Source organism: Sulfitobacter sp. LC.270.F.C4, from assembly GCF_032922545.1.
In the GTDB taxonomy this organism is placed as follows: domain Bacteria; phylum Pseudomonadota; class Alphaproteobacteria; order Rhodobacterales; family Rhodobacteraceae; genus Sulfitobacter; species Sulfitobacter profundi.
The window spans coordinates 3,176,759-3,202,334 of record NZ_CP136692.1 but is presented as its reverse complement, the minus strand read 5'-3'; the positions used below and the strand labels follow the sequence as shown (position 1 = coordinate 3,202,334).

General features: G+C 58.3%; 25 protein-coding genes. 13 read left to right on the top strand and 12 right to left on the bottom strand.

Annotated elements, in window-relative coordinates; translation table 11 throughout:
• Window positions 1–656: 656 nt before the first annotated feature.
• Window positions 657–1,865, bottom strand: coding sequence for a three-Cys-motif partner protein TcmP (gene tcmP / locus R1T45_RS19505; protein ID WP_317389994.1), 1,209 nt, complete (start codon window positions 1,863–1,865; stop codon window positions 657–659).
• On the bottom strand, window positions 1,802–2,563 hold the full coding sequence (locus R1T45_RS19500) for a phage Gp37/Gp68 family protein (RefSeq protein WP_317389993.1): 762 nt from the start codon (window positions 2,561–2,563) through the stop codon (window positions 1,802–1,804). The genes tcmP and R1T45_RS19500 overlap by 64 nt, the downstream gene beginning before the upstream one ends.
• A 760-nt stretch (window positions 2,564–3,323) precedes the next feature.
• Between R1T45_RS19500 and R1T45_RS19495 the strand changes: the two genes are divergently transcribed.
• From R1T45_RS19495 to R1T45_RS19465, 9 genes are all read left to right on the top strand, one after another.
• A complete protein-coding gene (locus R1T45_RS19495) occupies window positions 3,324–3,728 on the top strand; it encodes a hypothetical protein (protein WP_317389992.1) in 405 nt (134 codons plus the stop codon).
• Between the two features lie 77 nt (window positions 3,729–3,805).
• The gene (locus tag R1T45_RS19490; RefSeq protein ID WP_317389991.1) at window positions 3,806–4,249 is read left to right on the top strand and encodes a hypothetical protein; all 444 of its coding nucleotides are present in this window, start codon (window positions 3,806–3,808) and stop codon (window positions 4,247–4,249) included.
• A gap of 190 nt (window positions 4,250–4,439) precedes the next feature.
• Complete coding sequence (locus R1T45_RS19485) at window positions 4,440–5,111, top strand: hypothetical protein (protein ID WP_317389990.1); 672 nt, start codon at window positions 4,440–4,442, stop codon at window positions 5,109–5,111.
• Window positions 5,111–7,333 (top strand): transposase, encoded by a 2,223-nt coding sequence (locus tag R1T45_RS19480; protein WP_317389989.1) that lies wholly within the window; start codon window positions 5,111–5,113, stop codon window positions 7,331–7,333. Before R1T45_RS19485 ends, R1T45_RS19480 begins: the two co-directional genes overlap by 1 nt.
• Entirely contained in the window at window positions 7,333–8,043 is a 711-nt protein-coding gene (locus R1T45_RS19475; protein WP_317389988.1) for a TniB family NTP-binding protein, read from the top strand. The genes R1T45_RS19480 and R1T45_RS19475 overlap by 1 nt, the downstream gene beginning before the upstream one ends.
• 76 nt (window positions 8,044–8,119) lie before the next feature.
• Window positions 8,120–8,272: a hypothetical protein gene (locus R1T45_RS19470; RefSeq protein ID WP_317389987.1), complete on the top strand. Its 153-nt coding sequence runs from the start codon at window positions 8,120–8,122 to the stop codon at window positions 8,270–8,272.
• A gap of 42 nt (window positions 8,273–8,314) precedes the next feature.
• The gene (locus R1T45_RS21050; protein ID WP_411041351.1) at window positions 8,315–8,743 is read left to right on the top strand and encodes a TniQ family protein; all 429 of its coding nucleotides are present in this window, start codon (window positions 8,315–8,317) and stop codon (window positions 8,741–8,743) included.
• Window positions 8,652–8,873, top strand: coding sequence for a peptidoglycan-binding domain-containing protein (locus R1T45_RS21045; RefSeq protein ID WP_348429737.1), 222 nt, complete (start codon window positions 8,652–8,654; stop codon window positions 8,871–8,873). Before R1T45_RS21050 ends, R1T45_RS21045 begins: the two co-directional genes overlap by 92 nt.
• 5 nt (window positions 8,874–8,878) lie before the next feature.
• The gene (locus R1T45_RS19465) at window positions 8,879–12,058 is read left to right on the top strand and encodes an efflux RND transporter permease subunit (protein ID WP_317389986.1); all 3,180 of its coding nucleotides are present in this window, start codon (window positions 8,879–8,881) and stop codon (window positions 12,056–12,058) included.
• Between the two features lie 100 nt (window positions 12,059–12,158).
• Here R1T45_RS19465 and R1T45_RS19460 read toward each other — a convergent pair whose 3' ends face one another.
• The 5 genes from R1T45_RS19460 to R1T45_RS19440 all read right to left on the bottom strand — a co-directional run bounded on the left by R1T45_RS19460 (window position 12,159) and on the right by R1T45_RS19440 (window position 17,724).
• On the bottom strand, window positions 12,159–12,581 hold the full coding sequence (locus R1T45_RS19460; protein WP_411041350.1) for a metallophosphoesterase family protein: 423 nt from the start codon (window positions 12,579–12,581) through the stop codon (window positions 12,159–12,161).
• A gap of 382 nt (window positions 12,582–12,963) precedes the next feature.
• On the bottom strand, window positions 12,964–13,569 hold the full coding sequence (locus R1T45_RS19455; RefSeq protein ID WP_317389985.1) for an Isoquinoline 1-oxidoreductase subunit: 606 nt from the start codon (window positions 13,567–13,569) through the stop codon (window positions 12,964–12,966).
• Between the two features lie 3 nt (window positions 13,570–13,572).
• A complete protein-coding gene (locus R1T45_RS19450; protein WP_317389984.1) occupies window positions 13,573–15,744 on the bottom strand; it encodes a xanthine dehydrogenase family protein molybdopterin-binding subunit in 2,172 nt (723 codons plus the stop codon).
• 3 nt (window positions 15,745–15,747) lie between these two features.
• Window positions 15,748–16,206: a (2Fe-2S)-binding protein gene (locus tag R1T45_RS19445; protein WP_317389983.1), complete on the bottom strand. Its 459-nt coding sequence runs from the start codon at window positions 16,204–16,206 to the stop codon at window positions 15,748–15,750.
• A 621-nt stretch (window positions 16,207–16,827) separates the two neighbouring features.
• On the bottom strand, window positions 16,828–17,724 hold the full coding sequence (locus R1T45_RS19440) for a LysR family transcriptional regulator (protein ID WP_317389982.1): 897 nt from the start codon (window positions 17,722–17,724) through the stop codon (window positions 16,828–16,830).
• A 317-nt stretch (window positions 17,725–18,041) separates the two neighbouring features.
• On the opposite strand from R1T45_RS19440, the gene R1T45_RS19435 reads away from it, so the two are divergent.
• The 3 genes from R1T45_RS19435 to R1T45_RS19425 all read left to right on the top strand — a co-directional run bounded on the left by R1T45_RS19435 (window position 18,042) and on the right by R1T45_RS19425 (window position 20,121).
• Window positions 18,042–18,605: a carboxymuconolactone decarboxylase family protein gene (locus tag R1T45_RS19435; RefSeq protein ID WP_317389981.1), complete on the top strand. Its 564-nt coding sequence runs from the start codon at window positions 18,042–18,044 to the stop codon at window positions 18,603–18,605.
• A 91-nt stretch (window positions 18,606–18,696) separates the two neighbouring features.
• Window positions 18,697–19,437 carry a hypothetical protein gene (locus tag R1T45_RS19430; RefSeq protein WP_317389980.1) on the top strand — a complete coding sequence of 247 codons (741 nt, stop codon included), beginning with the start codon at window positions 18,697–18,699 and terminating at the stop codon, window positions 19,435–19,437.
• A gap of 210 nt (window positions 19,438–19,647) precedes the next feature.
• Complete coding sequence (locus R1T45_RS19425; RefSeq protein ID WP_317389979.1) at window positions 19,648–20,121, top strand: DUF2798 domain-containing protein; 474 nt, start codon at window positions 19,648–19,650, stop codon at window positions 20,119–20,121.
• Between the two features lie 172 nt (window positions 20,122–20,293).
• Here R1T45_RS19425 and R1T45_RS19420 read toward each other — a convergent pair whose 3' ends face one another.
• Both R1T45_RS19420 and R1T45_RS19415 read right to left on the bottom strand, forming a co-directional pair.
• Window positions 20,294–20,989 carry an IS1595 family transposase gene (locus R1T45_RS19420; RefSeq protein ID WP_317391135.1) on the bottom strand — a complete coding sequence of 232 codons (696 nt, stop codon included), beginning with the start codon at window positions 20,987–20,989 and terminating at the stop codon, window positions 20,294–20,296.
• A gap of 703 nt (window positions 20,990–21,692) precedes the next feature.
• A complete protein-coding gene (locus R1T45_RS19415) occupies window positions 21,693–22,226 on the bottom strand; it encodes a tripartite tricarboxylate transporter permease (protein ID WP_317389978.1) in 534 nt (177 codons plus the stop codon).
• Here R1T45_RS19415 and R1T45_RS19410 point away from each other — a divergent pair.
• Window positions 22,133–22,741: a UTRA domain-containing protein gene (locus tag R1T45_RS19410; protein WP_317389977.1), complete on the top strand. Its 609-nt coding sequence runs from the start codon at window positions 22,133–22,135 to the stop codon at window positions 22,739–22,741. The two genes, R1T45_RS19415 and R1T45_RS19410, sit on opposite strands and share 94 nt — an antisense overlap.
• A gap of 19 nt (window positions 22,742–22,760) precedes the next feature.
• Here R1T45_RS19410 and R1T45_RS19405 read toward each other — a convergent pair whose 3' ends face one another.
• Genes R1T45_RS19405 through R1T45_RS19395 form a run of 3 tightly spaced genes read right to left on the bottom strand, consistent with a single transcriptional unit; the run spans window position 22,761 to window position 25,574 of the window.
• Complete coding sequence (locus tag R1T45_RS19405) at window positions 22,761–24,128, bottom strand: FAD-dependent oxidoreductase (protein WP_317389976.1); 1,368 nt, start codon at window positions 24,126–24,128, stop codon at window positions 22,761–22,763.
• Entirely contained in the window at window positions 24,115–24,975 is an 861-nt protein-coding gene (locus tag R1T45_RS19400; RefSeq protein ID WP_317389975.1) for an oxaloacetate decarboxylase, read from the bottom strand. Before R1T45_RS19400 ends, R1T45_RS19405 begins: the two co-directional genes overlap by 14 nt.
• On the bottom strand, window positions 24,972–25,574 hold the full coding sequence (locus R1T45_RS19395) for an isochorismatase family cysteine hydrolase (protein WP_317389974.1): 603 nt from the start codon (window positions 25,572–25,574) through the stop codon (window positions 24,972–24,974). Before R1T45_RS19395 ends, R1T45_RS19400 begins: the two co-directional genes overlap by 4 nt.
• Window positions 25,575–25,576 lie beyond the last annotated feature (2 nt).

The window sequence follows — 25,576 nt, the reverse complement described above, 5'->3', positions numbered from 1 at the left end:
TTTCGTTCAGTGCGCTGGCGTTCCGACAACATGGCGCGTTAGCTTGTGTCGTCTGGTCGCAGTTCGTTGTCTTCCGTTACCCGAACGCGATTTCGGACCAATTCAGATTGGGCGGCTGAGGTTTGTTCACAGTAATAGTCCAAGAGCGGCGAGGGACTTTGCCGTCGCGCATTCGGAGTTCCAAGGTTGGGTTGCAACTCTCCCAGAGCAACTTCATGTTTTTTGCAGGACGAAAAACGACCGCTTTCCATTCTCTGTCCCTGACGACTTTCGCATTTGCAGCGCAAATCGAGCACTCGCGCCGAACGGAAGGAAAGTCCGCACTGCCGACATTGGTCTCATGTGCAGCGAACGACCGGTCTCCGCCATTCGAGCCGGTGACCTTCGTGATCGCAGCGCAAATGGAGCGCCAGCAGCGAACAGCAGAAAGGTTCGCAGAGATTGTCGAGCAGCCTCTGGCTTCGTGCGTGCAGCGAATTTCAGCAGCATGGACAGCGACCGCAGCATCGGAGATCCTCGGCGAACGGCACGTTTGGGCCGTTCGAGATGGTCCAGTAGTCAGCGTGGAGAGCCAATGTTCGTTGCGCCTGACCAAGGATCTGCGATCGAGTCTCTTTATGCAGGGAATTAAGCCAGCAGCCACTGTGCGGGATCAGTCATTTTTCTACCGTCATTATTACTGTCGAACCGCGGGGCTTCTTTGCTTTGGGCTTCAATTCAAAATCGAGCAACCCGCGAGCCTTCATTTCCACGCAAAGATCCTTCACATGGGTCTCCTTCATCGGAAATCTCTCCATGACTTCCAGAGCCAGAGATGAAAACTCGACTGCTCTCCGCTCCCGCAGAGCTTCGGCGATTAGGTGTTTGGAAAGAACCTGATAGCGCTTGCAGCCCAAGCCGCGCTCGCCTTGTTCGTGCAGTGCGTAGTCGTCAGCTGAAAAGAGCTGATCTTGGTTGGTCTTTGCCGCCTTCGCCTCACGCCTCGATTTGAACTCCTCACGCTCGACAGCACCATGGATGTCTCGGAAAAGCTTTACTCCCTCGGGCCTGTTGGTCCCAAGCATGAGACGCATCTTTTCTCGGTTCGCAAGCGGTTTGAGAATCGAGAAGTCGGGGAGATAAGTCGCCACCCCATGTGATCGAAAGGCGTCCTTGAGAAGGTGCAGGACCTTGATCTCGCCCTTCAAGCCGGCAGGCAACCGTCTTGCGGTATCCTCCCAGTTCGGATCACCGACGAAGTCTCCAAACTGGTGTGCGACTTTAGGGTTCACGGAATGCCTGCTCACCTCTTCGGTCATGAAGTTAAAAAGAAATTCGCCCGCGCGGCCTTTCAGAAATGCGCAGACATCTTCGATACGAACAACCCAATTGGTTGGGTCTATAAATGTGAACGTAAAGCCATCAGGAATGAGCCGGGCAATCTGTTCAAGGTTGTCTTCAAATACTCCTTCAAAGACATGGATTTCGATGTCGTCTCTACGTTGCGCGTAGGCACGCAGGCGGGCAACTGCGTCAGGATTCTTCTCACACAAGTAGAAGCGAACCTTCAGTCTTGGACCTCGACGCCGCATCTCGACGAATTCTTTTACCGTCTCCAGCAGATCGACTGCCACGCCAAACGAAGCATCCGAACAGCCTTCCTCATCGCGAATTTCCCATGGACCGGCAAAACCGTCGACGTAGTTGAAAGCGTCCCAGCCGCCATAAAGGACTTTGACCGCCAAGGTTTCGAGATATCGACGCAAGAAGGTATGCTTGATATAGGTCTGCTCGCGACCAATGTAGAGTTCGGTGGGCAGGTTCATGCTGGCTGAAGCTCCGCAAGGATCGATGGCGGCACGATCTGCCAAGGGAAGCCGTTCCATTCCTCTCCATCGAGGATGCGGCCCCCGGACTTCGGCCGAGCGCCACCCCATTGCTTAAAGAAGAACGCGGCGTCGGACCGCTCGCAGGCAACGCGGAGCTCGGTCGCCCATTCCGCTCGCATTGGTCGCGCACGGGGGCCGCTTTCTCCACCAACAATTGCCCATGCGACACCGGTTAGATCCACCTCGCCGATTGGTCCCAGAAGGGGCTCGAATGAAACGAACCGCGCGACAGAATTGATTTCCCGTAAGTGCTGGATGCGCCCTTTGTGAACTGCATCTTCAACTGACACACCGAGCCAGATGTGCGGGGGCACCGGCCTGTCATCGTAGCGTTTCTTCAGGTAGTTGCGCATCAACGATGACCGCTTTGTCAGAACTTGGTAGACATGCCAGTCGGCCGCTTCCATAGCTTCGAAGACCTTGTCGATGTAGCTGCGGTCGATCCCCTTGTGAAACAGGTCGCTCATCGAGTTCACGAAAATCATCCGCGGCTTCCTCCAGCGCGTGGGCTGTTCCAGACGCGATGGCCACAACCGCAGGTCAAAACCCTGCTCGTAGGGATGGCTCTTTATGCCACGCCATCTCTCGGCGAACCGCTCCGCATAGCAGTTGTCACATCCCGGACCTACTTTGGTGCAGCCGGTCACCGGATTCCATGTCGCGTCAGTCCATTCGATCTTTGAATTCTGCGCCATATGAAGTCCTCCACGTCTGTAGATTACTGTGGCATGAGGAAAGCGAACACGCCACCTTTTCCAATTGCTATACGTCGCTCATTCCAGTTGGCTTCCGATACGCAAACGGCAGTTTCGTCCTGCTTCGGCGGCCAACACAATATGCGGATGCCTCCTTAATTTCTGGGCCAAGGCTGACCTCAACCTCTTTCCTGAGCTGCGTCCAAAGCACAATTTCGCGATGCGAATAAGCGTGTGTGGTTTGCGGCTCGCTCAGTGGAGTTCTTGACGTCGGTAGGCGTCCATTCGCTCCTCTGCATCTAATTCGGTAAGGTGCCGCTCTACTATAATATGCAGGGCACATTTCCTAAATTCCGTCACTGGCCGTCTGCTGATTACCAGAAGCGGTTCTTTTGCGTAGAGAACGTCATAGCGCCCGTCGGAACGTTCTTTGTATTCAATAAGATTTTCATCAATGGGCATTGTGGAAACCTCTCGGTGTTGTGCCTCGAAGGGGCCAACCGCTTACGCGGACGGTGAGACTCTGTTCATCATCACCAGCGTGATCCACAGGTGCAAGCTGTTTGCTGGCCTATGACTGGTTCCGGGCGTCCGGCCACCCATTTTTCGGTGATGTAGGAAATTTCATAATTTTGTTTCGTCCGAAAGAAACCGGCCAATCTTGTTCTCGAAGCGACGATCACGAGCCTCAAGGAAAGGGGGGGAAGAGGCGCCTTGAAGCTGCCGCATGGGAGCAGCATAGAAAAGAAGAGATGAGCCAATGTTCGACTATGTGCCAACTGAATCACGAGATGAATCCTTCGTCCTCGCAAGCTGTCTATTCTCTGAACATGGCCACGAGCTGGCCGAAGCCGCTGCTATGCTGGGCGGAGCATCCGCAGAAGCGAAAGTCGTTTCGTGCGCCCTTCAGATAGTTGAGGCAGGCACCATCACGCCGCATATCGAGATGGATCTGATTACACTGTTCCGGCTCTTTTCGCTGGAGCGTGTGGGCGATCCGGAATGCATCGAAACCATGCTCTTTTTGGGCATTTCTCCGTCGTCCCCACAGGTTGAGACGATCTGTCTTCTGACCGACATGCTCGCCAACATCCTCGACGCGATCGATGTGGCGGCCCTGGCCCACTGTCCGGACGTCGTCGCGGACCAGCCTACCACAGTTTGAAGGCATGCTCGGTTCCCTACTTGGGGGTCGAGCCTTGACGCACGGCCGCTCCGGTCGCGCAACTGAAGAGGTTTCCAATGAAAACGACTTTCGCGCACGGCGCCATGATCGACGACCTTGCAACCGCAGCGGTTTGTTTAGGGCGGCAGTTTCACGAGGATGCCCATGCCATCCATCTCGGCGGAAACAGCCGAGATTTCGGTTTCGTGGAGCGGACACTCTGCCGGCTGGCAGAACGCGACCCGTTCGACCCACGCGACGATGCCTCGCTGGAGGCGTTAAAGGGTATTCTGGAGGCAGATCTGCGGTCCGAAGTCCTGAAGGTCGAGCGACGCTTCTGTGAAACCTATTACGATGCCAGTGGTCAGCACGGGGAAGTCCGTGATTGTCCGGTTTACAGCGAACGTGGTGAAGCACTTCTCGCGGTTCTGACAACCTTCGAGCAGTTCCTTTCGGCTCGTGCGCAGACGCTCGACAGGATCGCCGCAGAACGCGCACTCCAGCGTCTCTTTGCGTCATAGAGAAGTATCGGAAGGCCATTCTACGCAGTGTGGAGATCCGTCATCCGAAGGGATCTCCTCCACTTCCGCAAAAAAAGAACCAATTCTGATCAAGAGCTTGCGAGTATTGCAGGGAAAATCTCTCCCGCCTGGGGCCAAAGATTCCAATTTTCGACTCGGACGAAACAAAGCTTCGAAGAGGACAGACCGTATGCACGAAACAGCATCTGGCACCTTCATTCTCCCACGCCAGCCCCAAGCCGGTCGTAAGATTACAATGGGGGTGCAAAAACACTTCACCGGAAGCATCGTCTTCGGAGACCGCGAAGGTCAGGTCATGCAGTTCGAAAGCCACACCGAAAAGATCGTAGCGCTGGTGATGCTGGCACGTCGGGGCGTTGCCGGTCTGGAAAACCAAATCCCATTTCCCTGGGTCAACCTGGATGGCGCGGCTGCCACACACTTCTTCGACTTCAGGATGTCTCTCACCGATGGCTCGCGAGTTGCCATGATTGTCAAGAACGCCAGGAAAGCTGCAAAGGCGGAATTCATTGCGGAGATGAGCTATCTCGCAAGTCAAGTCACCTCGGACTTTGCCGACCGGGTCACGTTGATCACTGAAAAAGATCTCGATCCGATCGAAGTGCACAATGCCGAGTTGATCCACAGCGTCCGGCTCGCCGATCCAGAACCAGACGCGGCCGTGCAAAGCGTCGTCGCGGAGATCAACAGCACCGTTCAGATTCGGGATATCGTCGCCATAGCTGGTGTCTCGGGGCGTGGCTTCATGGCCGTTGTCAGGATGATCGGGAGACATGAACTCGAACTCCTCGCTCATGAACGCATTGCGCCCGGGGTTCTGGTCCGTCGGAGGCCCGCCTAATGCTTGATTTCGCACCAAGCCCACAGACGACACGTTTCGCATTTGGGCAGCACGACAAGGTCACCATCGGTGACATTGCCTATCGTCCCGTCGACGTATCGGACGCAGGTTACGTTTTCGTGCGCCTCGACGGTGAAGGCGTCGCCGAGTCCTTCAGCCGGGCCGAAATCGCACGGTTGGTGGATCTCGGTCGCGTGCAACATGAGCGCGAGGCCCTGCTTCCTGACAAAGCCAGGGCGCGCCTCGAAGCCCCCAGCGAACTGCTGTCCATGCTGCCGGCAGCAGAGCATTTGCGTGCAAGAGGCAGAGAAGGGGTAGTGCTGGCCTTTCTCGAGCTCGAAAATGAACTGCAAGTAAATCGCACTGACAAAGCCATCGTGGCCGCGCTGGATGCAATTACAGGCCGTGCGGCGAAATTACTCAAGAGCAAGTCACACTTCGAGGTAAGCGATAGACCGAAAAAAATGCTCACTGTGCCCGCGTTCAGCGCGCGCAGTCTACGTCGCTGGTTAAAGGCATACGAGAGTTTCGGGATTTCCGGTCTATTTGACAATATGAAAAAGCAGGGTAATCGAGATCGCTATCTTTGCGCAAAGACTCGAATGCTTTTGGCAGAAGGTGTCCGGGGCTATCTGACCCGAGAAGAAAAAACACAGTCGGCGATCTACGACGACGTCAAGCGCGCGTTCGACAAAGAAAATGTGATCCGTCGAGAGAAAGGCCGTCCAGAGCTCGCGCGTCCCGCCAAGGAAACAGTGCGTCAAGCAATCTTGGCACTCGATCCCTACCAGTGCGCCGTCGCTCGAAAGGGTCTTGAGTATGCTCGGAGAAAATTTGGCCCGATCGGAATTGGCCTCAATCTCACCCGTCCTCTCCAACGTGTTGAGATGGATACTTGGAAGATCGATCTGATTTCGCTTCTTGCCGATGCCGGTATTCTCCAATGGCTGGACGACGAGACGAAGAAGCATCTTGGGCTGACAGGGGACAAGAAGCGCTGGTGGCTGACAGTCGCCATGTGCGCCACGACCCGCTGCATTCTTGCGATGCGGTTGTCACGGGCGCCTTCCGGGCAAGCGACGATCCAAACACTCGATATGATGATGCAGGACAAAGGGGTCTGGTCCGATGCCGTGGGATCACTTTCCTCGTGGCATATGCGCGGTCACACACCCTTCGTCTATACTGATTGCGGCTCCGAATACGTCTCATACGATGTGAGAGTAGCGGCAGAAGACCTCGGCATCAGCTTGGAGCACGCGCCCGGGGGCCTTCCAGAAATGCGCGGTCGCGTTGAGAGATTTTTCAAGACGATGTCCACTCATCTGATGCCACGCCTCACGGGGCGCACATTCGGCAACATTGTCGAACGGGGGGACTATGACTCGAAGGGCCGTGCGGCCCTGTCGGTGGATGACCTATGTGCAGTGCTAACCCGTTGGGTCGTTGATATTTACCACCGGACGCCACACCAGGGGCTGGACGGAGAGACACCGGCCGCTTGCTGGGACCGACTGATTGAAAAGTATGGGGTCGCCCCGGCAGCCGATCTCCGCCGTCGCCGCATGGCATTCGGCACCCGACTAACCAATGTGGGCGGTGAAGGTGGTATAACCATCCTCGGAATTCGCTACCATTCTGAAGCGCTTGCTCGGAAGATGCTTCGTCGCCGAAACCACGAGGTCAATATCCGGTGGTATAGCGAAGACCTCGGGGCAATCACGGTCGAAGTCGACGGTGAGTGGTTCGAGGTTCCATCCGTGTTCCGACGCTTTGATGGGGTCCGCGCCCAAACGTATCTTGCGGCGCGACGGGCGTTGCAAGCGCGCTTCAAGCACGAGGCCGCTCTACAGGAAAGTGTGGTCTTCAAGGCGATCGACGACATTGAGGCCATCAATGGCAACGCGATGCGGCGGGTCGGTTTGTTGGTGGACGCATTCACCCCGGAAAGGCTTCGCCAAGAAGAGGACAACCTCTTTATCGGTTTCCAGATCGAGCCCGATCAGGCGCCGGCACCTTTGCAGGAAGAACATCTTGGCTTTGGAAACGACCTGTTGACGTCCAAGGTTGCTGCTCACGAACCTGTGAAGAAAAATCCTCAGGAATCCTCGGTTTGCGTTTCCGACGCAGAGTCATCGATCGAATTTACCGGCTGTGCCGCACGTCATCCCGACCCGGACGACGAGACGGACGACCCAGAGTTTGATTTCGAGGATAAATGATGACCACCAAAAACCAACGCTCCAACGAGGAGATCCGCGCCACAATCACCGGTATACGCGGGCGCTACGTTGCCACGAAACGGGATCGCGATCTGGCCACTGCGCTCGACCGTTTGATCGCGATCGACGAGGACACGGGCAACGCCGAACCCGTAAGGTTCACGTCCACAGGTGAGACCCGGGGCATCATTGTCGTGGACGGCGCGGGAGGGGGGAAAACCTCACTCGTAAAGCGCGGCCTTGCCGCTCAGCCGGGACTGGAGGCCACGGATGCAACGAGGCCAGTGGTCAGTATCACCGTCCCCAACCCCGCCACGCTCAAAAGCGTGGCGCAGGCAGCCCTCAAGGCAACTGGCTATCCAGTGGGCGAACAGAGGCTCACCGTATGGGGGATGTGGGAGCTTCTGCGCGAGCGATTCCGGATGCTGGGAACGGTCGTCTTCTGGATCGACGAGGCCCACGATCTGTTCCCGCACGGCTCGAAGTCCGAGGCGCCGCACATCCTCAAAACCTTCAAATCCCTGATGCAGGGCGACGGGGCCGTAATTGTGATCCTCTCCGGTGTCGAGACACTCTGGCATAGCATCTCGTTCGACCACCAGGTTCAGCGCCGCTACTCGAAGTTCGAACTGCCCCCGGTGACGGCCTCCACGGATTCCAAGCTGATCTGGAAACTTCTGGTCAGCTTCTGCGACCGAGTTCGGGCTTGAGTCTCCCGAGCGCGGCGACCTCCTCGAACGCATCATCCATGCGGGGCGGAAGCGTTTTGGCCTTTGCATCGAGCAGATGATCAGTGCCATCGAAATCGCACTCCTGCGGGGCGATACCAAGCTGGACGCCAGCCATTTCGCGGATGCCTTCTTCGCGCAGGAGGCATGCTCGATCAACCAGAATGTCTTCCTGGCGCCTCGGTGGTCGTCAATCGATCTGATCGCTTAGGCGCCAGCCGAGCCTTCATAATCCCAACAATCCTCATCAGCTATGGAGGACCCGAGCATGTCCGCTCTATTCCCAATTCTTCCTTTTGATCAGGAGGAGACACCGATCTCCTTCACAGCGCGTCTTGCGAGCCTCCATATCGGGTTGCCGATACTTCCATTTCTCCGAGATATAGAGGTGAAAGCCCACGAGCTGGCGGGGTGCAAGGATGACGCCTTGGAGCGCCTGGCCTTCGTCTCAGGCATCGAGCTCGCCGAGTTGCGGCGCAACGCTGCGCGTAGTCTCGGAAATCGTTCGTTCGATCTCCGCGGGCATGTGTTCAGCGCGGAATTCTTCGCCAGTCCTTATACGGTCTTCTGTCCTGCATGTCTCCGCGAGGATGATAGACGCTCTGCGCAGCGTGCAAGAACGCCTGAACCTTCTCGGCTACGATGCTGGTCCGGCAGACGGTTTCATGGGCCCGCAGACTGAGACGGCGCTTGAGGAATTTCGCGCACAGCGTGGACTGGATGAAACTGGCGGGGCAACCACAAGAACGCTGGAAGAACTCGGAGACGCAATTCGTGAAAGAGGCACAGAGCCTTTGGCCAGCGGAAGGTAGCGGAAATGAACGCGCTTATTGACGCCGCTTTCTCTCGCGGCCGGGTCGTCCTGATGGTGCTTTTGATGCTTTTGGGGATCGGGGCGATTGCCTACATCTCGATCCCCAAGGAAGCCAACCCTGAGGTGCCTCTGCCGCTCGTTTACGTATCCACGGGCCTCGAAGGCATTAGCCCCACTGACGCTGAACGCCTTCTAATCGAGCCGATGGAGTCCCAGTTTGCCGCGATTGCGGGGCTTGAAAAGATACAAAGCAACGCCTCCGAAGGCTTTGCGAACGTCCAGCTTGAGTTCACCCCTGGCGGTGACATCGACGAAGCGCTCCGCAAGGTCCGCGAGGCCGCCGATCGGGTCGAGGGCGATTTGCCCGAAGATGCCTATGACCTCACGGTAACGGAAATCAACACGGCGCTGTTCCCGATCATTACCGCACTCATTTCCGGCCCGGTGCCGGAAAGAACACTGAACTCAATTGCCGATGATGCGCAGGAAGCCATTGAGGGTCTCTCGGGCGTGCTTGAGGTCGATATCGGCGGCGCACGCGACGAATTCCTTGAAGTGTTGATCGATCCCACAGTTTTTCAAACCTACAACCTTAGCTTTGACGAACTTATCGGCCAGCTTCAGCGCAATAACCGTTTGATTGCGGCCGGCGCGATTGAAACGGGCGGTGGGCGGATCGTGCTTAAGGTGCCCGGTCTAATTGAAGACCTACAAGATGTCATGCAAATCCCGGTAAAGGTGCGTGGCAATACAGTGGTGACGTTTGAGGACGTCGCGACGGTCCGACGTACGTTCCAAGACCCGACAGGCTATGCCCGTATCGACGGTCAACCGGCCCTCGCGCTTGAGGTGAAAAAACGGTCTGGTGCGAACATCATCGAAACAGTTGCGGCGACCCGCGCTGCTTTGGAAGAACTGCGCAAAGATTGGCCCGAAAGCATTGAGGTGACTTACCTTCAGGATCAGTCAGAACAGGTGGAAACACTGCTTACTGACTTGGAGGCAAACGTCATTGCCGCCGTTTTGCTTGTCATGATCGTTATCGTAGCCGCGCTTGGTCTTCGCTCGGCCATTCTTGTTGGCCTCGCCATTCCCGGCGCCTTTCTTGTAGGTGTGACTGCACTTTGGGCAATGGGTTTCACGATGAATATAGTGGTTCTCTTTTCGCTGATTTTGGTCGTCGGCATGCTGGTAGATGGTGCCATTGTCACGGTTGAACTGGCAGACCGTCGCCTGCAAGAAGGGGACGACGCCAAGACGGCCTATTCCTATGCTGCAAAGCGGATGGCGTGGCCGATTATAGCTTCGACCGCTACGACTTTGAGCGTCTTTTTCCCGTTGCTGTTCTGGACCGGCATGGTTGGCGAATTCATGAAGTTCTTGCCCATCACCGTGATCCTAACGCTTTCCGCATCCCTGTTCATGGCACTTATTTTTATTCCCGTCTTGGGCGGCATCATCGGCAAACGACAGCCGCAAAAAGCGACGGCCAAACGCGCGCTAAGCGAAGCTGAAAAAGGTGACCCAAGACGTATCGGCGGCCTGACGGGTGCCTATGTGCGTTTGCTTGAGTGGGCGATCCTAAGGCCCGGTGCGACGGCGTTGCTGGCGCTTGCCATGCTGCTGGGAAGCTTCGGTCTCTATGGGCAGTTCGGCGCGGGCTTGTCATTCTTTCCCTCGGTCGAGCCAGAGTTCATGCAGGTGCAGGTGCTCGCGCGGGACAACTTCTCTATCTACGAACGCGACGCTTTGGTGCGTAGGGTGGAAAAGCGGTTGCTGGGCTATGATGAAGTGGCCACCGTCTATGCCCGCTCAACCATGAGCGCGGGGCAGGGCAGTGAAGAGACTATCGGGACGATACAGCTCGAACTCACCGAGTGGGATACGCGCCGCACAGCCGAAGCAATCGGCACCGACATACGACGCGAAGTATCTGACATTGCTGGCATTGATGTTCAGGTCCAGACGGAAAGCGGCGGCCCCACGGCCGGCAAACCGATCAACCTTCAAATCGCCGCGCGCAACCCCGCCGTTCAGGGTGAAGCTATCGCGCAGGTCTTGTCCATTATGGATAAAATTGGCGGCTTTACAGATGTGACCGACACGCTCCCGCTGCCCGGGGTCGAGGTCTCCATCCGGGTGAATCGAGCAGAGGCCGCGCGATATGGTGCTGATGTTAGTTTGCTTGGACAGGCCGTTCAATTGCTAACCCAAGGGATTGCCGTTGCGGATTATCGCCCTGAGGACGCCGATGGAGAGCTGGATATTCGGGTTCGTTTCCCGGCCGAGGAGCGGTCATTGTCAGAGCTTGGTAATCTGCGAGTCCCAACTTCTGCCGGATTGGTCCCGATCTCGAACTTTGTCACCTTTGAACCGGTTGAGCGCACGGGCACGATTATGCGGGTTGATGAACAGCGCGTGGTGACGGTAGAGGCAAATGTCACGCCCGGTCTGTTGGTCAATGATCAAGTTACTGCCCTCCAGCAAGCCTTGGACGCCGCGGAGCTCCCTGAAGGTGTGAGCTTTAGTTTCGCGGGCGAGGCGCAAGACCAGACGGAGGCGATGGTTTTTCTCGTTGGTGCCTTTGGAGCTGCGATCGTTTTGATGCTGGTGATCCTCGTTCTTCAGTTCAACAGCTTCTATCAAGCCTTTGTCGTGATGAGCGCCATTATCTTCTCGGTTGCTGGCGTTTTGCTTGGATTGATTGTGACAGGAAGACCTTTCGGCGTCGTGATGGGGGGCATCGGGATCATCGCGCTGGCCGGGATCGTGGTGAACAACAACATCGTTCTGATCGATACCTACAACGACCTGCGAAGCGCCGGAATGAACCCGCGCGAGGCAGCTTTACGGACGGGGGCCCAGCGTTTGCGGCCCGTGCTTCTGACATCGATCACTACTGCACTCGGGCTGATGCCAATGGTGCTGGGTGCCAACCTTAACTTCTTCACACGGGAAATCGTCTTTGGCGCGCCGTCGACCCAATATTGGACCGAGCTTTCGAGCTCTATTGTAGGGGGGCTCCTCGTCGCCACTCTCCTGACCCTCGTCCTGACACCCGCCATGCTGATGTTTGGGGAAAAGCGGAGCCGCCAGGGGGGGGAGGGTACGTCAGTGGAACAGCCTAAGAAAGCATGGTTGCCGAGATTCCTAAGGGGTAGACGGTCAGGAGCCGAAAGCTGATCTTACTAAGTGCTTCAGTTGTGTTCTCGCCGGATAGAGAGTTGCGGGCTTCGCGGGTGGCCATGTCTGCTTTGTCTCTACCTGTCGTAGGTTTTGCGATCTAAGCAGGCAGTGTGCGGATCACAGTGCGTGGGTGGTCGGCATCATTCCAAAGGAGAGCCAGCGAGATCGGAAGGCGGAACCGGTGCGGCCCAGCGGTACCGGGGTTAAGCCAAAGCGGAGTGCCGCTGGCATCGATCCCAGGCTTGTGGGAATGGCCGGATATCACGACGTCCCACCCTTCTGCTTCTGGATCGGCCCGCAAATCTTTGCGGTCATGAACCATGTGAATGCGCAGCCCACAAAGAGTGAGGCTGGCCGCCTCGGGTAGCGCATCTGCCCATTCGCCGCGGTCAATGTTGCCGCGAATTGCTGTCAAAGGGGCAATGCGCGCCAACGTTTCAAGGTGCTCGGGAACGTCGATATCCCCTGCGTGGAGGATATGGCTGACACCTTTAAGGGCCTCCAGCGCTTCGGTACGCAACAGACCATGGGTGTGGGGAGGTCGGTTGCGCGGGATTGCCGCTGTAGGTCATCTCTATTCCACCAAAAGCTGTGGGCACTTCCGAGTCGAAAAATCCACCTGTCGCCCTAAACTTTAGCCGAACACTACAGATTTACTGATACTGCGTCGTCCCAACTTACAAATTCTGGCAAGGTACAGGCGCATTTCAGTTGCAAGAGGCCGCACGCTCAAAATTGCCAACATCTTCCAATTGTTTGCCCATTCACCAAAGGGAGAACAATCTTCAGCCCGCCATCGAACAGGCTGAAGATTGTGATTCACCCTTCTTAAAGGTTCAAAGTCACCGAACCTTTGTTCCCGATCGCCCTATCTTAAAACCATCGGAAGCCTCTTGGGCGGATCACCCTGCAGGGCAAGCCGCACCAGTGTCGATCCATGCTTGCGTCAACGCACCAAAAACCTCCTGAGAGCCTGGTGCAGGTGTCCGGCCGTCACCCGGCTCCCAACCCCAGCCGACCAGCCCATCTTCCGCGTTATGCTCATGGAGTTCGGTGAGCGTCCGGTTGCCATTGCGGTCAGGATCTTTGAGTTGTTCGCAAACTTCTGCCGCCGTCAGGCCGACCCATCCCATTTCGATGGGTGCAAGCTGCCAAGGTTCATGCCCTGGTATCGAGCCCTCCCCAGTGCTGTAGGGTACGTTCTCTGCGCCATGGCAGGTCGAACAACGCATGCCCGGCGCACCAAAATCAGCAGCGCCACGAACCACGGGCGGCTGGTGCGGTTGCATGTCGTCCCCCTGCAAAGGCGTGTTGTTGACCGGATGGCAGTTCATGCAGCGTGGGCTTTCGATGACGAGGAACATTTCCTCAAAAAGCGCGACGGACCGGTCGGATTCGTTCTCAATGTTTTCGAACTCGTCAGCCGTGCGCAGGCCGTTGACGGTTTCAGCATTGACCGCGCCAGCCCAAAGAATGCTGGCAATGGCCAGTTTAACAGAAATGTTCATGGGTCAGGCTCCGTTCGCGGACAAGAAAGGAAGGGTGGTCACATTTGAACCGGTCAAAGCGCGCCATGCATTCGCGACGGCGGGGCCGACCGGGGGCGTGCCCGGCTCACCGATGCCAGTCGGGTCCAGCGTGCTTTCGACGATCTCGACCTCAACCGCGGGCATCTCGTTAATTCGGATCATCCGGTAGGTGTCGAAGTTCTGTTCTTGCACAATTCCGCCGTCGCCGAGGGTCACGGCATTGAACAAGACGCTGCCTAAACCATAGCCGATGCCGCCTTCGATTTGCGCGCGGATCACATTGGGATTAACCGCAACGCCGCAGTCCACGGCGCACCAGACTTTCGTCACATGCGGGAACCCGCCGCGGTCTTCGACCTCGGCAATCTGAGCCACATAGGTGCCAAAGGATTCGTGCAAAGCCACGCCGTAGCCTTTGTCGCCCTTCACCTTGGTCCCGTCCCAATCGGCCATCTCGGCGACCTTTTCCAGCACCGCGCGGTCACGGCCCATATCGCCCTTCAACAGGTCCAGCCGACCCTGCAGAGGGTTCTTGCCGCCCGCTTCGAGCAGGTGATCCAAGAACACTTCTGTCGCGTATCCAGTGTGCGAATGACCCACAGAGCGCCACCACAAGACCGGCACCGCACTTTCGGCGCGCACCCAATCCACGCGCAGATTGGCAAAGCCGTAAGGCATTTTGATCGCCCCCTCGAAAGAGGTCGGATCTTTGTTGTCTTTCATCATCTGTTCCATCGGGCCACCGGCCATGATGGACTGGTTCACGATGACATCATGCCAGCCCAAAATATTGCCATCTGAATCCACGGCGCCCCGCATCTTGTGAACGGTCATCGGGCGGTAATAGCCGCCCGCCAGATCGTCTTCGCGGGTCCAGATCAGTTTCCAGGCCCCGTCACGTCCCGCAGCCTTGGCGATCGCACCGATTTCATTGCCGATTTGCGCCGACGGCTGAGCACGGCGGCCAAAGGATCCGCCAGCCAACATGACGTTCAGTTTCACATTCTCGACAGGTAGGCCAAGATTTCCCGCAACTGCTTGCCGGTCAAAGCCAGGGAACTGGTAACCCCCCCAAGTTTCGGCGCTGCCATCCTTGACCTGGATGACCGCGTCGAGCGGCTCCATCGGGGCATGGGCAAGATAGGGGAACCGAAACTCCATTTCGAGCACATCCACACCGTTCGACAGGGACGCGTCGACATTGCCGACCTCTTCTGCGGACTGTGCCTCGCCACTGTTAGCCAGCGCAGCAAAATCTTCCATCATCTGGGCCGAAGTGCGGGTCTCGGCGGCACTGTCGTCCCATTCAACCGTCAGGGCATTGCGCCCAGAGAGCGCCGCATGGGTTGAGGTCGCGTATACCGCGATGCCTTGTGGAATCTGGCGCACGGCTGTGACGCCCGGCACCTTCAGCGCATCGGCGTCGTCAAAGCTGGCGACGGTGCCGCCCAGCATGGGCGCGTGGCGGATCACGACATATTCCATATCCGGCAGGTCCATATCCATTGTGAATACGGCGGTGCCCGTGGATTTGGCCTGACTGTCGAGCTTTGGGCGATCCTTGCCGATCAGAACAAAGTCCTTGGGGTCTTTAACGGAGGGATCCTCAGGCGGGGTCAGCATCGCAGCCTTCTTGGCCAGAGGCCCAAAGGTCGAGCTGTGATCGCCAGAGGTCAACACACCACCGGAGATGGTGATCGTCGACGCGTCGACGCCCCATTCCTCGGCCGCAGCCTCGATCAACAATGCACGCGCGGCGGCACCAGCCTTGCGCATCTGAGTATAGCTGTTGGCCATTGCGGTCGATCCACCGGTGGCTTGCAGGCCAAACAGCAGGTTCTTGTATTTCTCATCATCCGCCGGTGCGGATTCGGCGCGCATCTGGCCCCAATCTGCATCCATTTCCTCTGCAACCAGCGTGGAAAGGCCGGTGAACGGACCCTGACCGAATTCGATGTGTTTGATGATAACTGTTACCGTGTCGTCTTCGGCGACCCGAATAAAGGCGTTGGGCGCGAATGTAGGTTCTGTGCCATCCGGCTGGAACGCGAGTGCCGCCCCCGATTGCGCACGGCCGCGCATGGGCAGCGCCACAGCGATGACAAGGCCAAGCGAGGAGGCAAGGAAGTTGCGTCGGCTTTGAGTGACGGTCATATCTCAGCCCTCCAATGTCTTGGCTGCGTCTTTGATCGCTTGGCGAATACGCACGTATGTCGCACAGCGGCAAATGTTTCCGGCCATGGCCTGATCGATCTCTTCATCAGTCGGGTTGGGAATTTCGTAGAGCAGCGCAGCGGCACTGACGACTTGGCCCGATTGGCACCAACCGCATTGCGGCACGTCGATTGCGGTCCATGCCGCCTGCACGGCTTTCGCCTCCGGGGTGTCGAGCCCTTCGATGGTCTGAATGTCGGCACCTTCCAACGTCGATACAGGTGTCACACAGGACCGACGGGTCATGCCATCGAGCATCACGGTGCAGGCGCCGCATTGGGCGACGCCGCAGCCAAACTTCGTTCCGGTGAGTTTCAGTTCATCTCGCAGCACCCACAACAGAGGTGTATCGCCTGGCACGTCTACTGTGAGCTCTTCTCCATTTACGGTGAATGTGGTCATGGAACCCTCGCTGTTTTTGAACTGCTTTGCCATCAGATATGGCTCGCCGCGCGGATAAGTCACTTAATCTGTATATGGCGCCGGACGAGGCGGACATTTTCGTGTTCAATGATCGCGTGGTTTTAGTGCCGGATGCCAGGGTTTTGCTGGGGATACCCGCTAAACCGTATTCAAACATCTCTTTGGCAATGGAAATTTACTGCTACGCTCGAGAGGTTTTGATCGGAGTTCTGACGATATGGACTTGACCTCTTTGCGCTGCCAAGTCTGCTGACGAACTGGTGGCTTCGCGGGCTCCGGTGGGCTCTGTGACCGGTAGCGCCTACAGTCTGACCCTCGCGCGGCAACCCGGAGCGGACTGCGTGCTGTACTATGAAGATATTGGGGGTGTCCGCATATCGTGTTGGTCTGTTACGAGGGCAGGAGCAGCCGTTCGCGTATCGGCAGCCTACTGGTATGAGCGGCCCTCAGCGGTCATTCATGAAAGTTGCAGCAGATGACAGCTTCGACTTCTTCCTAACAGGACAAAGAGCAGAAAAGCTGACGACATGGCCTCCTGCACTGCGGTTCCCCCAGCCTGCGCCCAGCACCGACAGGCCATCATCCGCACGTTGACGTCGACTATTTCCCGATCTCCCTGCCAACTTCCCGCAACAAGTCCCTAAGCCATTTCTGTGCCGGGTGGTTACCCAGCCTTGCATGCCAGACCATGTGAAAGCTTCGCATGCTCTTCGGGGTCTCCAGCGGACAAGATGAAACGCTCATTCCGAGCCGGTTACCAAACAAGCGACCGACACTGCCCGGGCAGGTGATCACGAGGTCCGTCGTTTCCAGAATAAGGGCCGCGCCGCCGTAAGTCGGCATCGTGCAAGTCACGCGGCGGGTGCAACCGCGTTCGGCCAGCGCTTCATCCACCCAGTTGCGGCGCGCATCCGTCGAACTGACCAGCAAATGGTCAACTGAGGCGTATCGATCCAAAGTAGGTTTCTTACCCACCATCGGGTGCCCAAGGCGCATCGCGCAGACCCAATCTTCGGTAAACAGCGGTTCGGAGACGAAGCGCTCGGGTGAGTCCGGCCAAGCAAGCAAGGCCACGTCAGCCCTTTGGCTGTCGAGGTATTCGCCGTAGTGCAGGCTGGGCGTGATCGCTTGCAACGTGATGCCCGGCGCCTCCTTGCTGATCCGATGCAGGAGCTTTGGGAACAGCGTGATCGTTGCGTAGTCCGGGGCGGCGATGGTGAACAGCCGGGTCGCGTTGGCCGGATCGAAGGAGGCGCCATCCAGCGCCGTTTGAATGTCGCTTAGCGCGGTGGTGATCGGGCCGCTCAGTTCCAGCGCCCAAGCGGTCGGTCGCATGCCGTCCGGTGTCCGGATGAACAGCTCATCCCCCAAACGTTCCCTCAGTCGCGTCAGTGCATTGGAGAATGCGGGCTGTGACAGCCCGATCGCACGTGCAGCCCGCGTCACGTTGCGCTCGCGCATCAGCGCGTCGAAGGCGACCAGGAGGTTCAGGTCCAAAGATCTCAAATTCATATCATGAATATAGAGTGTTCAATCATTCAATTTCAATATGTGTCCTGCTTACGGCATATACCGATCGAACGCGGCGAAATGCTGCCACATCCAGAGGAGAAGACAATGGGCAAGCTTGCCGGAAAGACGGCCGTCATCACCGGCGGCAACAGTGGGTGGGCACCGAGCTGATCGTCGATGGCGGTTGGACGCAGATCTGACTTTTCCCTGACTGGCGGCAGAGCCGTTCGGCTCCTCCAGCCGCTGCTGCATTTTTTCGGACACCCCGAAAATTCAAACCCCGACCTGAAACGGAGACAGAAATGACCGACTTCACGCTTCACAACGAGACCACCGCCCCAGAGGCCAGTCAGCCGCTGCTGGCGAAATCCAAGGCCGCCTACGGCATGATCCCTGGCCTGCACGCTGTTATGGCCGAGGCGCCGGGCCTGTTGGAAGCTTACCAGCGCGTGCACGAGATCTTTGTGAATTCCAGCTTCGACAAGGACGAGTTGACCGTCGTCTGGCAGACCGTCAACGTCGAGAATGCCTGCCACTACTGCGTGCCCGCCCATACCGGCATCGCCAAGTCCATGGGCGTCGACGATACGATCACCAATTCGCTGCGCGATGGCACACCGCTGCCCAATGCCCGGCTCGAGGCGCTGCGCGATTTCACCCTGGCGCTGGTGCGCGACCGGGGCAACCTTGACGACGCAACTGTGCATGCCTTCCTCGACGCGGGTTTCACCAGGCGCAACATCCTCGAGGTGATCCTCGGCTACAGCCAGAAGGTGATGTCGAACTACACCAACCACTTGGCCGACACCCCCGTCGACAAGCCGTTCCAGAAATTCGCCTGGTCCGCCACCGACAACGCGGCCTGATCGCAGCCTCCGGGGCTGCGATATCCTCCGCCGCAGCCCCGTCACCTTCACGTCCAGCAGAAACGGACACAAGCGAGACCGAGAGAGCATAATGAGCATTCCGACATCCAACACTACCCTGACGGCGCATACGGGGAGCCTTGCGCTCATTGGCGCCGCATTGTTCACCCTCTCACGGATGCTGCCGGTCGCTCTGAGCGAAGGCTTCCATTCAGGGTCCTTGCCGCCCGGGCAGAATGCCGCCCAAACAGCCGAAACCGCACTTCTGGGCGGTTGGTATGTCTCTCACGTCATGGCGATGCTGACGGTTCCTCTTCTCGTCTACGGGTTCCTGGCGGTGTATCAGGAGGTTCGGATGCGATCGGGGATCTCGCCTGCGGAGAGGGTGACCCTTGCCGGATTCCTGATACTTGTCGTCGCGGGCGTGCTCTATCTCAGCGGGGCAGCGCTTGACGGCGTCGCCTTGGGCCATGTTTCCAAGCACTACATGGCTGCGAGCGATGCGGAGAAAGACGTCTCTGGCCTGATCGTCATGGCTGTAACGGAAAGTGCAGCCAGCTTTGGCGCCCATTACATGATCCTGACCATGATCGGCACGGGCGTTCTGGCCTATGGCCTCTCCCTCGCCGGGCTTGGGACGATCCAGTCACTGCTGGGCATTGCGATCGGCGGCCTTGGCCTTGTTGGCTGGTTGTCTGGCTTCTTCGATATCACGTTTCAGGAACGCCTTTGGGCTTTGCTCGGCATGATTGCCCTGACCATGCTGTGGTGGATCAGCCTGGCCGTTGTCATGATGCGAGGACAGACGTTCTCGGCACCCATGGCCAGGTAATGCCGGCACACCGCCCAAATCCGCGGTTTGGCGGCACCGCCGAAATGGGTCTCTAACTTCTTGCAAGATCCCCCGACACAAATCTCTGAACTCGCTCGGAAAGCTTCTGGTGGAGGGCTGTAGCCTCACCCTGCGATCCGACCCGCCGACCCGACCTGCACTCGGCAAATAGTCACCTCCACAGGCACTTTTCTCGAACGGACAAACGAAATGACTTCGACACCTCACACGTCCCGGCATCCCTCACTCATTTCAAAGGTCGGCGCGGTCCTTGCCGTCATGGGGTCGGTCGCCGGTCTTCTCACAGCCATCATGACATGGGCCAACGTAGGTTTCGACCAGACCTTCCTGCATGATTGGGTCCTGTCGTTTGCCAAGGCGTTCTTCGTGCTGATGCCGATAGCCCTGCTGCTCATGATGTTTCTCGGCAAGCTGGCCGAGCGGCGGCTTCCCGGCGTCTCCCCAGTCAGGCGCAACATCGGGCTCGGGCTGGTCATGTCGGTGATCATGCAGTCGTTCGTCGCGGCAATCGCTGCGGGGACTGCCGTAGGCTTTTCCGAGGGCATGGTCTTTCGCCAGGCATGGACGGCTGCGTTCGTAACTGCATTTCCCGTGGGTCTCGCGGTTGCATTGCTTCTAACGCTCGTCATTAAGCCCCGTCTCGAAAGCTACTTGCGTCGTTGAGAAGCCCAAGCATGCTGACGAGATGCAACTCGGTTAACCGCTCGCGATGCAAAGCGGACCTCCGTTCCACGTGCAGCGAAAGGCCGGTATCCGCCCAGTTCGCCCAATTCAGAGGTCACTCGAAAAGTCGACCCGGCGCTGATTGCGGACATCTGCTCTCCGCGGTGACACGTTACGAGGCTCGAATGACGTCGGCGGGCTTCATCCCCGCCAACCGAGCCTCCAGCCACCTTATGTAACCGTTCAGGTTCTTCGTTGCCGGGCCACAGAAGGGCTTGACGAACTTGTCGTAGCGGGCGTGAAGCGAGTTCACGTTCTGGATGTGATAGCAGCCTGCTGTAACGCGCGATCCTGGTTTGCTGCCGACCACGAAGTGTTCGATTCCGCCGCTTGCTGCCACAGTCGCATAGCGTCTGGCGCCGTCCGAGCACAGCACGGCATCCTGCGGCAGAAGGGGCTTCAGAGCACGCTCCAGTGTTGCGCTCTGGCGATTCGGAAGGCGCTGGAACAGTCTCGCGCCGCCCCGATCGGCGACGGTGAGAATGGGGAGCTGCCATTTCGATAGGCCTCGCATCATCTTCAGCCCCTTCGTGGTGAAGTCTTCCCACCTTGGGCGGGGCGGTGCTGGGACATTCTGCGGATCGGCGAAGTGCCGAACCCATTCTCGAGAACCCTTCCGGGACTCCCGTTGGTGAGTTTCATCTGCTTCGATAATCCCGGAAAAAGCCGTATCTTCGCTGCGGTCAATGATTGAGAACACCAGCATCCGCCAGCGCCAGACCGTGTATTTGTTGAGCCCAAGTTGTTCCGCAAGCTTCCGCACCGACTGCGGCGCGGGAGTGCCCAGCATGTCCCGGAGCACAGCCATAAACAGGTCAGGTCGGTGGATGCGGCCTATGACAGAGCCAGTCCGGCCCGAGTAGGTCTTACCGCATCCCCGGCACCGGTAGCGTTGAATGCCGGTGCGCGTTCTTCCCCACTTCTGTCGGTGTTCGATACCACAGGACGGACACGGCTGCTCCTGGCTCGAGCGCGCCTCGATCTCAGAGATCGCCTCCGTTTTTCGTCGGAGCTCCATGATCTTCGTCTGGGCATGCTCAATTTGAGCGGGATTCAGATCGCCCAGGGCACCCAAAAGGCGGCGAAAGTCGTGGTGTAGAAATGGGTTCCCTCCGCGGTGTTCACGGAAGGAGATTGGCTCTTTCACTCGAAAGCGAAGCGCGCCAACACGATATGCGGACACCCCCAAGATATTTACGCAATGCTCGAAGCACTCGATCGAAACGAAGTTTCGGCAGTAGCGGGCATTGGAGCAGTTGTGGCAGATGAAGCAGCAAAGCGCGCGGGCAGCCGAGTACTATTCCCCCCATTCATGGCAATTCGGCAAGCTCTGGGGGTACCCGTCGGTCGCCCTCCCGCTACGGAACTGCTGCGAAGCTTCGTCAGGTCCTCAGTCCGTTCCGGATATGTCGGTGACATTCTGGAGAAGCACGGCGTGGAGAGAGATTGCGCCCTAATCGCTCAGGGATGAAAAGCTTCATTCTCCGAGTAACAGGTGTTTTCCCGGTAGCTTAGAAGTTCGAGCAGGGCTCCTTTAAAAGCCATGAACCCGTTGCACCGATATCTATCGCGCTAGTTGGATCAAACATGACCCACCTAGTCACAAACGTGACGTCGGGGGGGGGGGCTACAGCATCAGCCCCTGTACATGATACGCTAAGTTTGCTGTCGTCCGCGTGGACTTTGCGACCAAACAGCACAACGCCGAGCATCAAATTGAGCAGGCCAAGCATGACCAACGTAATCGGGCGCTCCAGCAAGAACGCCGGGTCGCCGCCCGAAATCTGCCAGCTTCGCGTCAACTCGCCCTCGGCCATCGGGCCAATCAGCAGGCCCATGACTATTGCGGTCACAGGATACCCATAGCGCCGCATCGTCCAGCCCAAAGCACCCGCACCCGCGACGGTCAGCGGGCCGACCATTGATCCGGTGATGGCGAAGGCGCCCATCATTGAGACGGCCAACACGAAGGGGATCAGACAGCTCAGCCGAACCTTCACGATATAGCTGGCCCCGAAAACAAAGATCAGTCCGGCCCCAATCAACAGGTCTGGGATTTGAGACGGATGTGGTACTGATCGATTCCGCCTTTGTTGTCGCCCCGCCTGATATATGTCGCATGATGGCGATGCCCGAGGGCACGGTTATGCAACGGGCGGTGCGGGTGCGCAGCCTTGACGGGGTACCGTTCAGCTACCTCACCACATGGCTGCCCGAAGGAATCGGGCGCAGTTTCACCGCTGATGAAATCCGCAGGGTGCCTTTTCTCGCCTTGATTGAGCGCGCGGGGCATTCGGTCAAACTGGCGCAGCAGTCGATCAGTGCTAAACTCGCCTCCCCCGAGGTGGCAGGCTTGTTGCAGGTTGAGCAGGGCGAGCCGTTGTTGGCAGTGCGCAGACGGGTGTTCGACGCGGCGGGTCAAGTGGTGGAACATATCAGCGGGCTTTATCGGCCCGACACCTATGAACATCACATGGAGTTCGACCGCAATTTCGGCGCCTCGACCGAGGTTTGTACCGCGCGCGCCACCGGCGATGATAAGATTGGGTTAGGGGGCTAGCCCCACAAGCCCGCGCTTCTTAGCCGCGCCCTGCGATATAGCCCAGCACCGTTGCAGCCAGTAGGCCATTGCCTGACAGATAGCCGCTGTCTCCCGTCCCAGATACCCCGCAGGCTGCGCCGCCAGCCGCGAAGAGGTTGGGGAAACGGTCGCCCTGAGGTTTTCGGACTTGAGCCGTATTCGGCTCCACTTCAAGCCCCCCTTGGGTGTGGAACAACGCGCCCGTGACTTTCACGGCATGGTAAGGCGGGGACAGTGGGGGAGACTGCCACGACCGCCCAAAGGCGTCAGACCCCTCTTGGTGGCGAGCGTCGAAACTCTGCTGCAAGGTTGCGTTCGGCAGGCCGAGGCGCTCTGCCAAAGCCACCACAGTCTCAGCCTCGACAACAGCGCCTTGCTGTTCGGCCTGCTTAAAATCCTCAAACTGCCGGGCAATTGCGGCGATCCGGCCATCAAAAATGGTCCAAGCGAAGCCTTCGGGCTGGGCAAGCACAGCCCGCGCCGCTTCGGAGTAGCCTTGGCTTTCATTCCAGAAACGCGCGCCCTTCGCGTTCACCTGAAACCCGCCTTCGGTGATCGTCGCCCAAGTGATTAGAATGCCATGTGGATGGGCGACGTTGCCATGCCCTTGGTAGGCGCCCAAATGGCGGGTCGCCGCGCCAAGCGCATGGCCCCAATTGACGGCCTCGCCGCGGTTGCCATCATGTCCGAACCAGACAGCCTCGGAGATTTTGGGCATGTACTGCGCAACCATCTCGGGATTGCCGCCAAAGCCATTGCAGGCAAGGATCAGCCGCCCACAGCCGACAGTCTCAACGCTGCCATCGGGAAGAGTCAGCGCCGCGCCTTTGACGATGTCGTCTTCAGCGAAAAGACGGGCCGCGCGTCGGTTGCAGATGAGTGGAATGTCGAGTGTTTCGATCCGGCTGCGCAGAGCGTCGATCAACTCGCGGCCCGCCCGCTGTGGCAACCCGTGCATGCGCCGGCGGCTGTGACCGGGGTAGTCGAAGTCGTCGACTACGGAAAACGGCAACCCGTGGCTGTCGGCCAGCCATTCGATCACCGTGCCCGCTTGGGCCGTGAGGGACGCAACCAGATCGGGGTCGTTTTCATCCTTAGCTTTGGCCTGAATGTCCTGCGCGAAAAGCGCGGGCGTGTCGTCGATCCCGGCCTCAGCTTGAAACCTTGTGCCCGCCGCCGGAATCAGCCCTGCGCTCAGGGCTGTGGAGCCGGAAGGGACGGGAGCGGCCTCAACCAGCAGCACGTTTTGCCCATCCTCATGCGCGGCCAGCGCGGCGACCATGCCGCAAGCCCCGGCCCCGATGATCAGCGTTTCGACCGTTAGATCGAATGCCACAGGCGGGGATGCGATATCAGCTGTTGCCATCGAACCGCTTACCCATAGCGAGCATGTCATTGGTACCGATGGCGTCATTCAGCCCATCGAAATCATGCATCCGATCCGCAAAGGGCTTGTTACTGCCCGCCTGGTGCAGGCTGGCGTAATAGTCTTGGGCCGTCCGGGCCAAAGCGCGCACGATGCCACCGGGGAAGATCACGATGTCAAAGCCTATCGCCTGCAAATCTGTGGCCGAGGAGATTGGCGTTGCCCCGCCTTCGACCATATTCGCCAACAGCGGCACTCGGCCTTTGTAGGTCTGCGCAATCTTGCCAAGCTCATCACTGTTGCGCGGCGCTTCGATAAAAAGCACATCCGCGCCCGCGTCAATGTAGCACCCCGCCCGGTCAATCGCGGCCTCGAACCCTTCGACGGCAATGGCGTCCGTTCGGGCGACGATCAGCGTGTCGTGGCGACGCGCATCGGCCATTGCGGCGATCTTGCCAACCATCTCAGACATGGGGATCAGCGATTTGTCCGACAGGTGGCCGCATTTTTTGGGGTAGCTCTGATCTTCGACCTGCAAGGCCGCGGCCCCGGCGCGTTCATAGCTTTGCATTGTGCGCCGTGCGTTCAGAGCGTTGCCGAAACCGGTGTCGGCATCCATAATGACCGGCAGGTCTGTGCGGTCAGCGATCAGCGCCATCGTGTCGGCCATTTCTGAGGCTGTGGTGAGGCCAATGTCAGGGCGGCCCAGCCGGGTATAGGCAACGGCAGCACCAGACAGATAAAGGGCCTCAAACCCCGCGTCTGTGGCGAGGCTCGCAGTCAGCCCATCATAGACTCCCGGCGCGATCAGAATGTCTTCTTTCGTCAAACGGTTGCGCAGGGTCATGTTGCGGCTCCAATCATCGCAGTCGCTTCAGCACAGGTCATCACCTTGGTGATGGAACCGAGCGATGTCAGCGTGGCTTCGTGTACGTCGTCTTTGAAGGCAGCGCATCCGTCTGACAACAGGATCGTGTGGATATCCCGCAAATGCGCATCGCGCACAGTGCTGGCCACGCCCCCGTTGGTGACGATCCCGCCAATGATCAACGTGTCGATCTTCATCGCGCGCAGGATGTATTCCAGCCGGGTCTGATAGAACGCTGAATAGGCGACCTTTTCAATCGTGAAATCCGCAGGGGCCAGCGTGTCGACCAGCGCATGACCAAACCCGCCGGGGGCAAAGTCGCCTTTGGTAAGAAAGGGCCGCAATTCGCGCAGATGCGGTGCGATCAAGGGCTCGTCATCGCGTCCCGGCACCAGTGTGAACTGCGCCGAGACATAGGTGCCGCCGGCTTGCGTCAGGGCGGACTTAAGGGGCGCGATCCGGTCCGGCAGGGCGAGGATTGCATCGGCACCCTGACCCGCACGGCCATAAGCTCCTTCGGGGTGCAGAAAATCGTTTTGCAGGTCGATGGTCAGCAAGGCGGTGTTGTGTGGTGTCATGC

Coding starts and splice junctions, on each gene's coding strand:
- R1T45_RS19450 (WP_317389984.1), bottom strand. CDS start 15,744: ATGACCGTCACTCAAAGCCGACGCAACTTCCTTGCCTCCTCGCTTGGC.
- R1T45_RS19405 (WP_317389976.1), bottom strand. CDS start 24,128: ATGGCAACAGCTGATATCGCATCCCCGCCTGTGGCATTCGATCTAACG.
- R1T45_RS19475 (WP_317389988.1), top strand. CDS start 7,333: ATGACCACCAAAAACCAACGCTCCAACGAGGAGATCCGCGCCACAATC.
- R1T45_RS19470 (WP_317389987.1), top strand. CDS start 8,120: ATGATCAGTGCCATCGAAATCGCACTCCTGCGGGGCGATACCAAGCTG.
- R1T45_RS21050 (WP_411041351.1), top strand. CDS start 8,315: ATGGAGGACCCGAGCATGTCCGCTCTATTCCCAATTCTTCCTTTTGAT.
- R1T45_RS19465 (WP_317389986.1), top strand. CDS start 8,879: ATGAACGCGCTTATTGACGCCGCTTTCTCTCGCGGCCGGGTCGTCCTG.
- R1T45_RS19445 (WP_317389983.1), bottom strand. CDS start 16,206: ATGACCACATTCACCGTAAATGGAGAAGAGCTCACAGTAGACGTGCCA.
- R1T45_RS19425 (WP_317389979.1), top strand. CDS start 19,648: ATGACTTCGACACCTCACACGTCCCGGCATCCCTCACTCATTTCAAAG.
- R1T45_RS19400 (WP_317389975.1), bottom strand. CDS start 24,975: ATGACCCTGCGCAACCGTTTGACGAAAGAAGACATTCTGATCGCGCCG.
- R1T45_RS19420 (WP_317391135.1), bottom strand. CDS start 20,989: ATGGCTGTGCTCCGGGACATGCTGGGCACTCCCGCGCCGCAGTCGGTG.
- R1T45_RS19430 (WP_317389980.1), top strand. CDS start 18,697: ATGAGCATTCCGACATCCAACACTACCCTGACGGCGCATACGGGGAGC.
- R1T45_RS19455 (WP_317389985.1), bottom strand. CDS start 13,569: ATGAACATTTCTGTTAAACTGGCCATTGCCAGCATTCTTTGGGCTGGC.
- R1T45_RS19495 (WP_317389992.1), top strand. CDS start 3,324: ATGTTCGACTATGTGCCAACTGAATCACGAGATGAATCCTTCGTCCTC.
- R1T45_RS19485 (WP_317389990.1), top strand. CDS start 4,440: ATGCACGAAACAGCATCTGGCACCTTCATTCTCCCACGCCAGCCCCAA.
- R1T45_RS19500 (WP_317389993.1), bottom strand. CDS start 2,563: ATGGCGCAGAATTCAAAGATCGAATGGACTGACGCGACATGGAATCCG.
- R1T45_RS19490 (WP_317389991.1), top strand. CDS start 3,806: ATGAAAACGACTTTCGCGCACGGCGCCATGATCGACGACCTTGCAACC.
- R1T45_RS19395 (WP_317389974.1), bottom strand. CDS start 25,574: ATGACACCACACAACACCGCCTTGCTGACCATCGACCTGCAAAACGAT.
- R1T45_RS21045 (WP_348429737.1), top strand. CDS start 8,652: ATGATAGACGCTCTGCGCAGCGTGCAAGAACGCCTGAACCTTCTCGGC.
- R1T45_RS19435 (WP_317389981.1), top strand. CDS start 18,042: ATGACCGACTTCACGCTTCACAACGAGACCACCGCCCCAGAGGCCAGT.
- R1T45_RS19480 (WP_317389989.1), top strand. CDS start 5,111: ATGCTTGATTTCGCACCAAGCCCACAGACGACACGTTTCGCATTTGGG.
- tcmP (WP_317389994.1), bottom strand. CDS start 1,865: ATGGAACGGCTTCCCTTGGCAGATCGTGCCGCCATCGATCCTTGCGGA.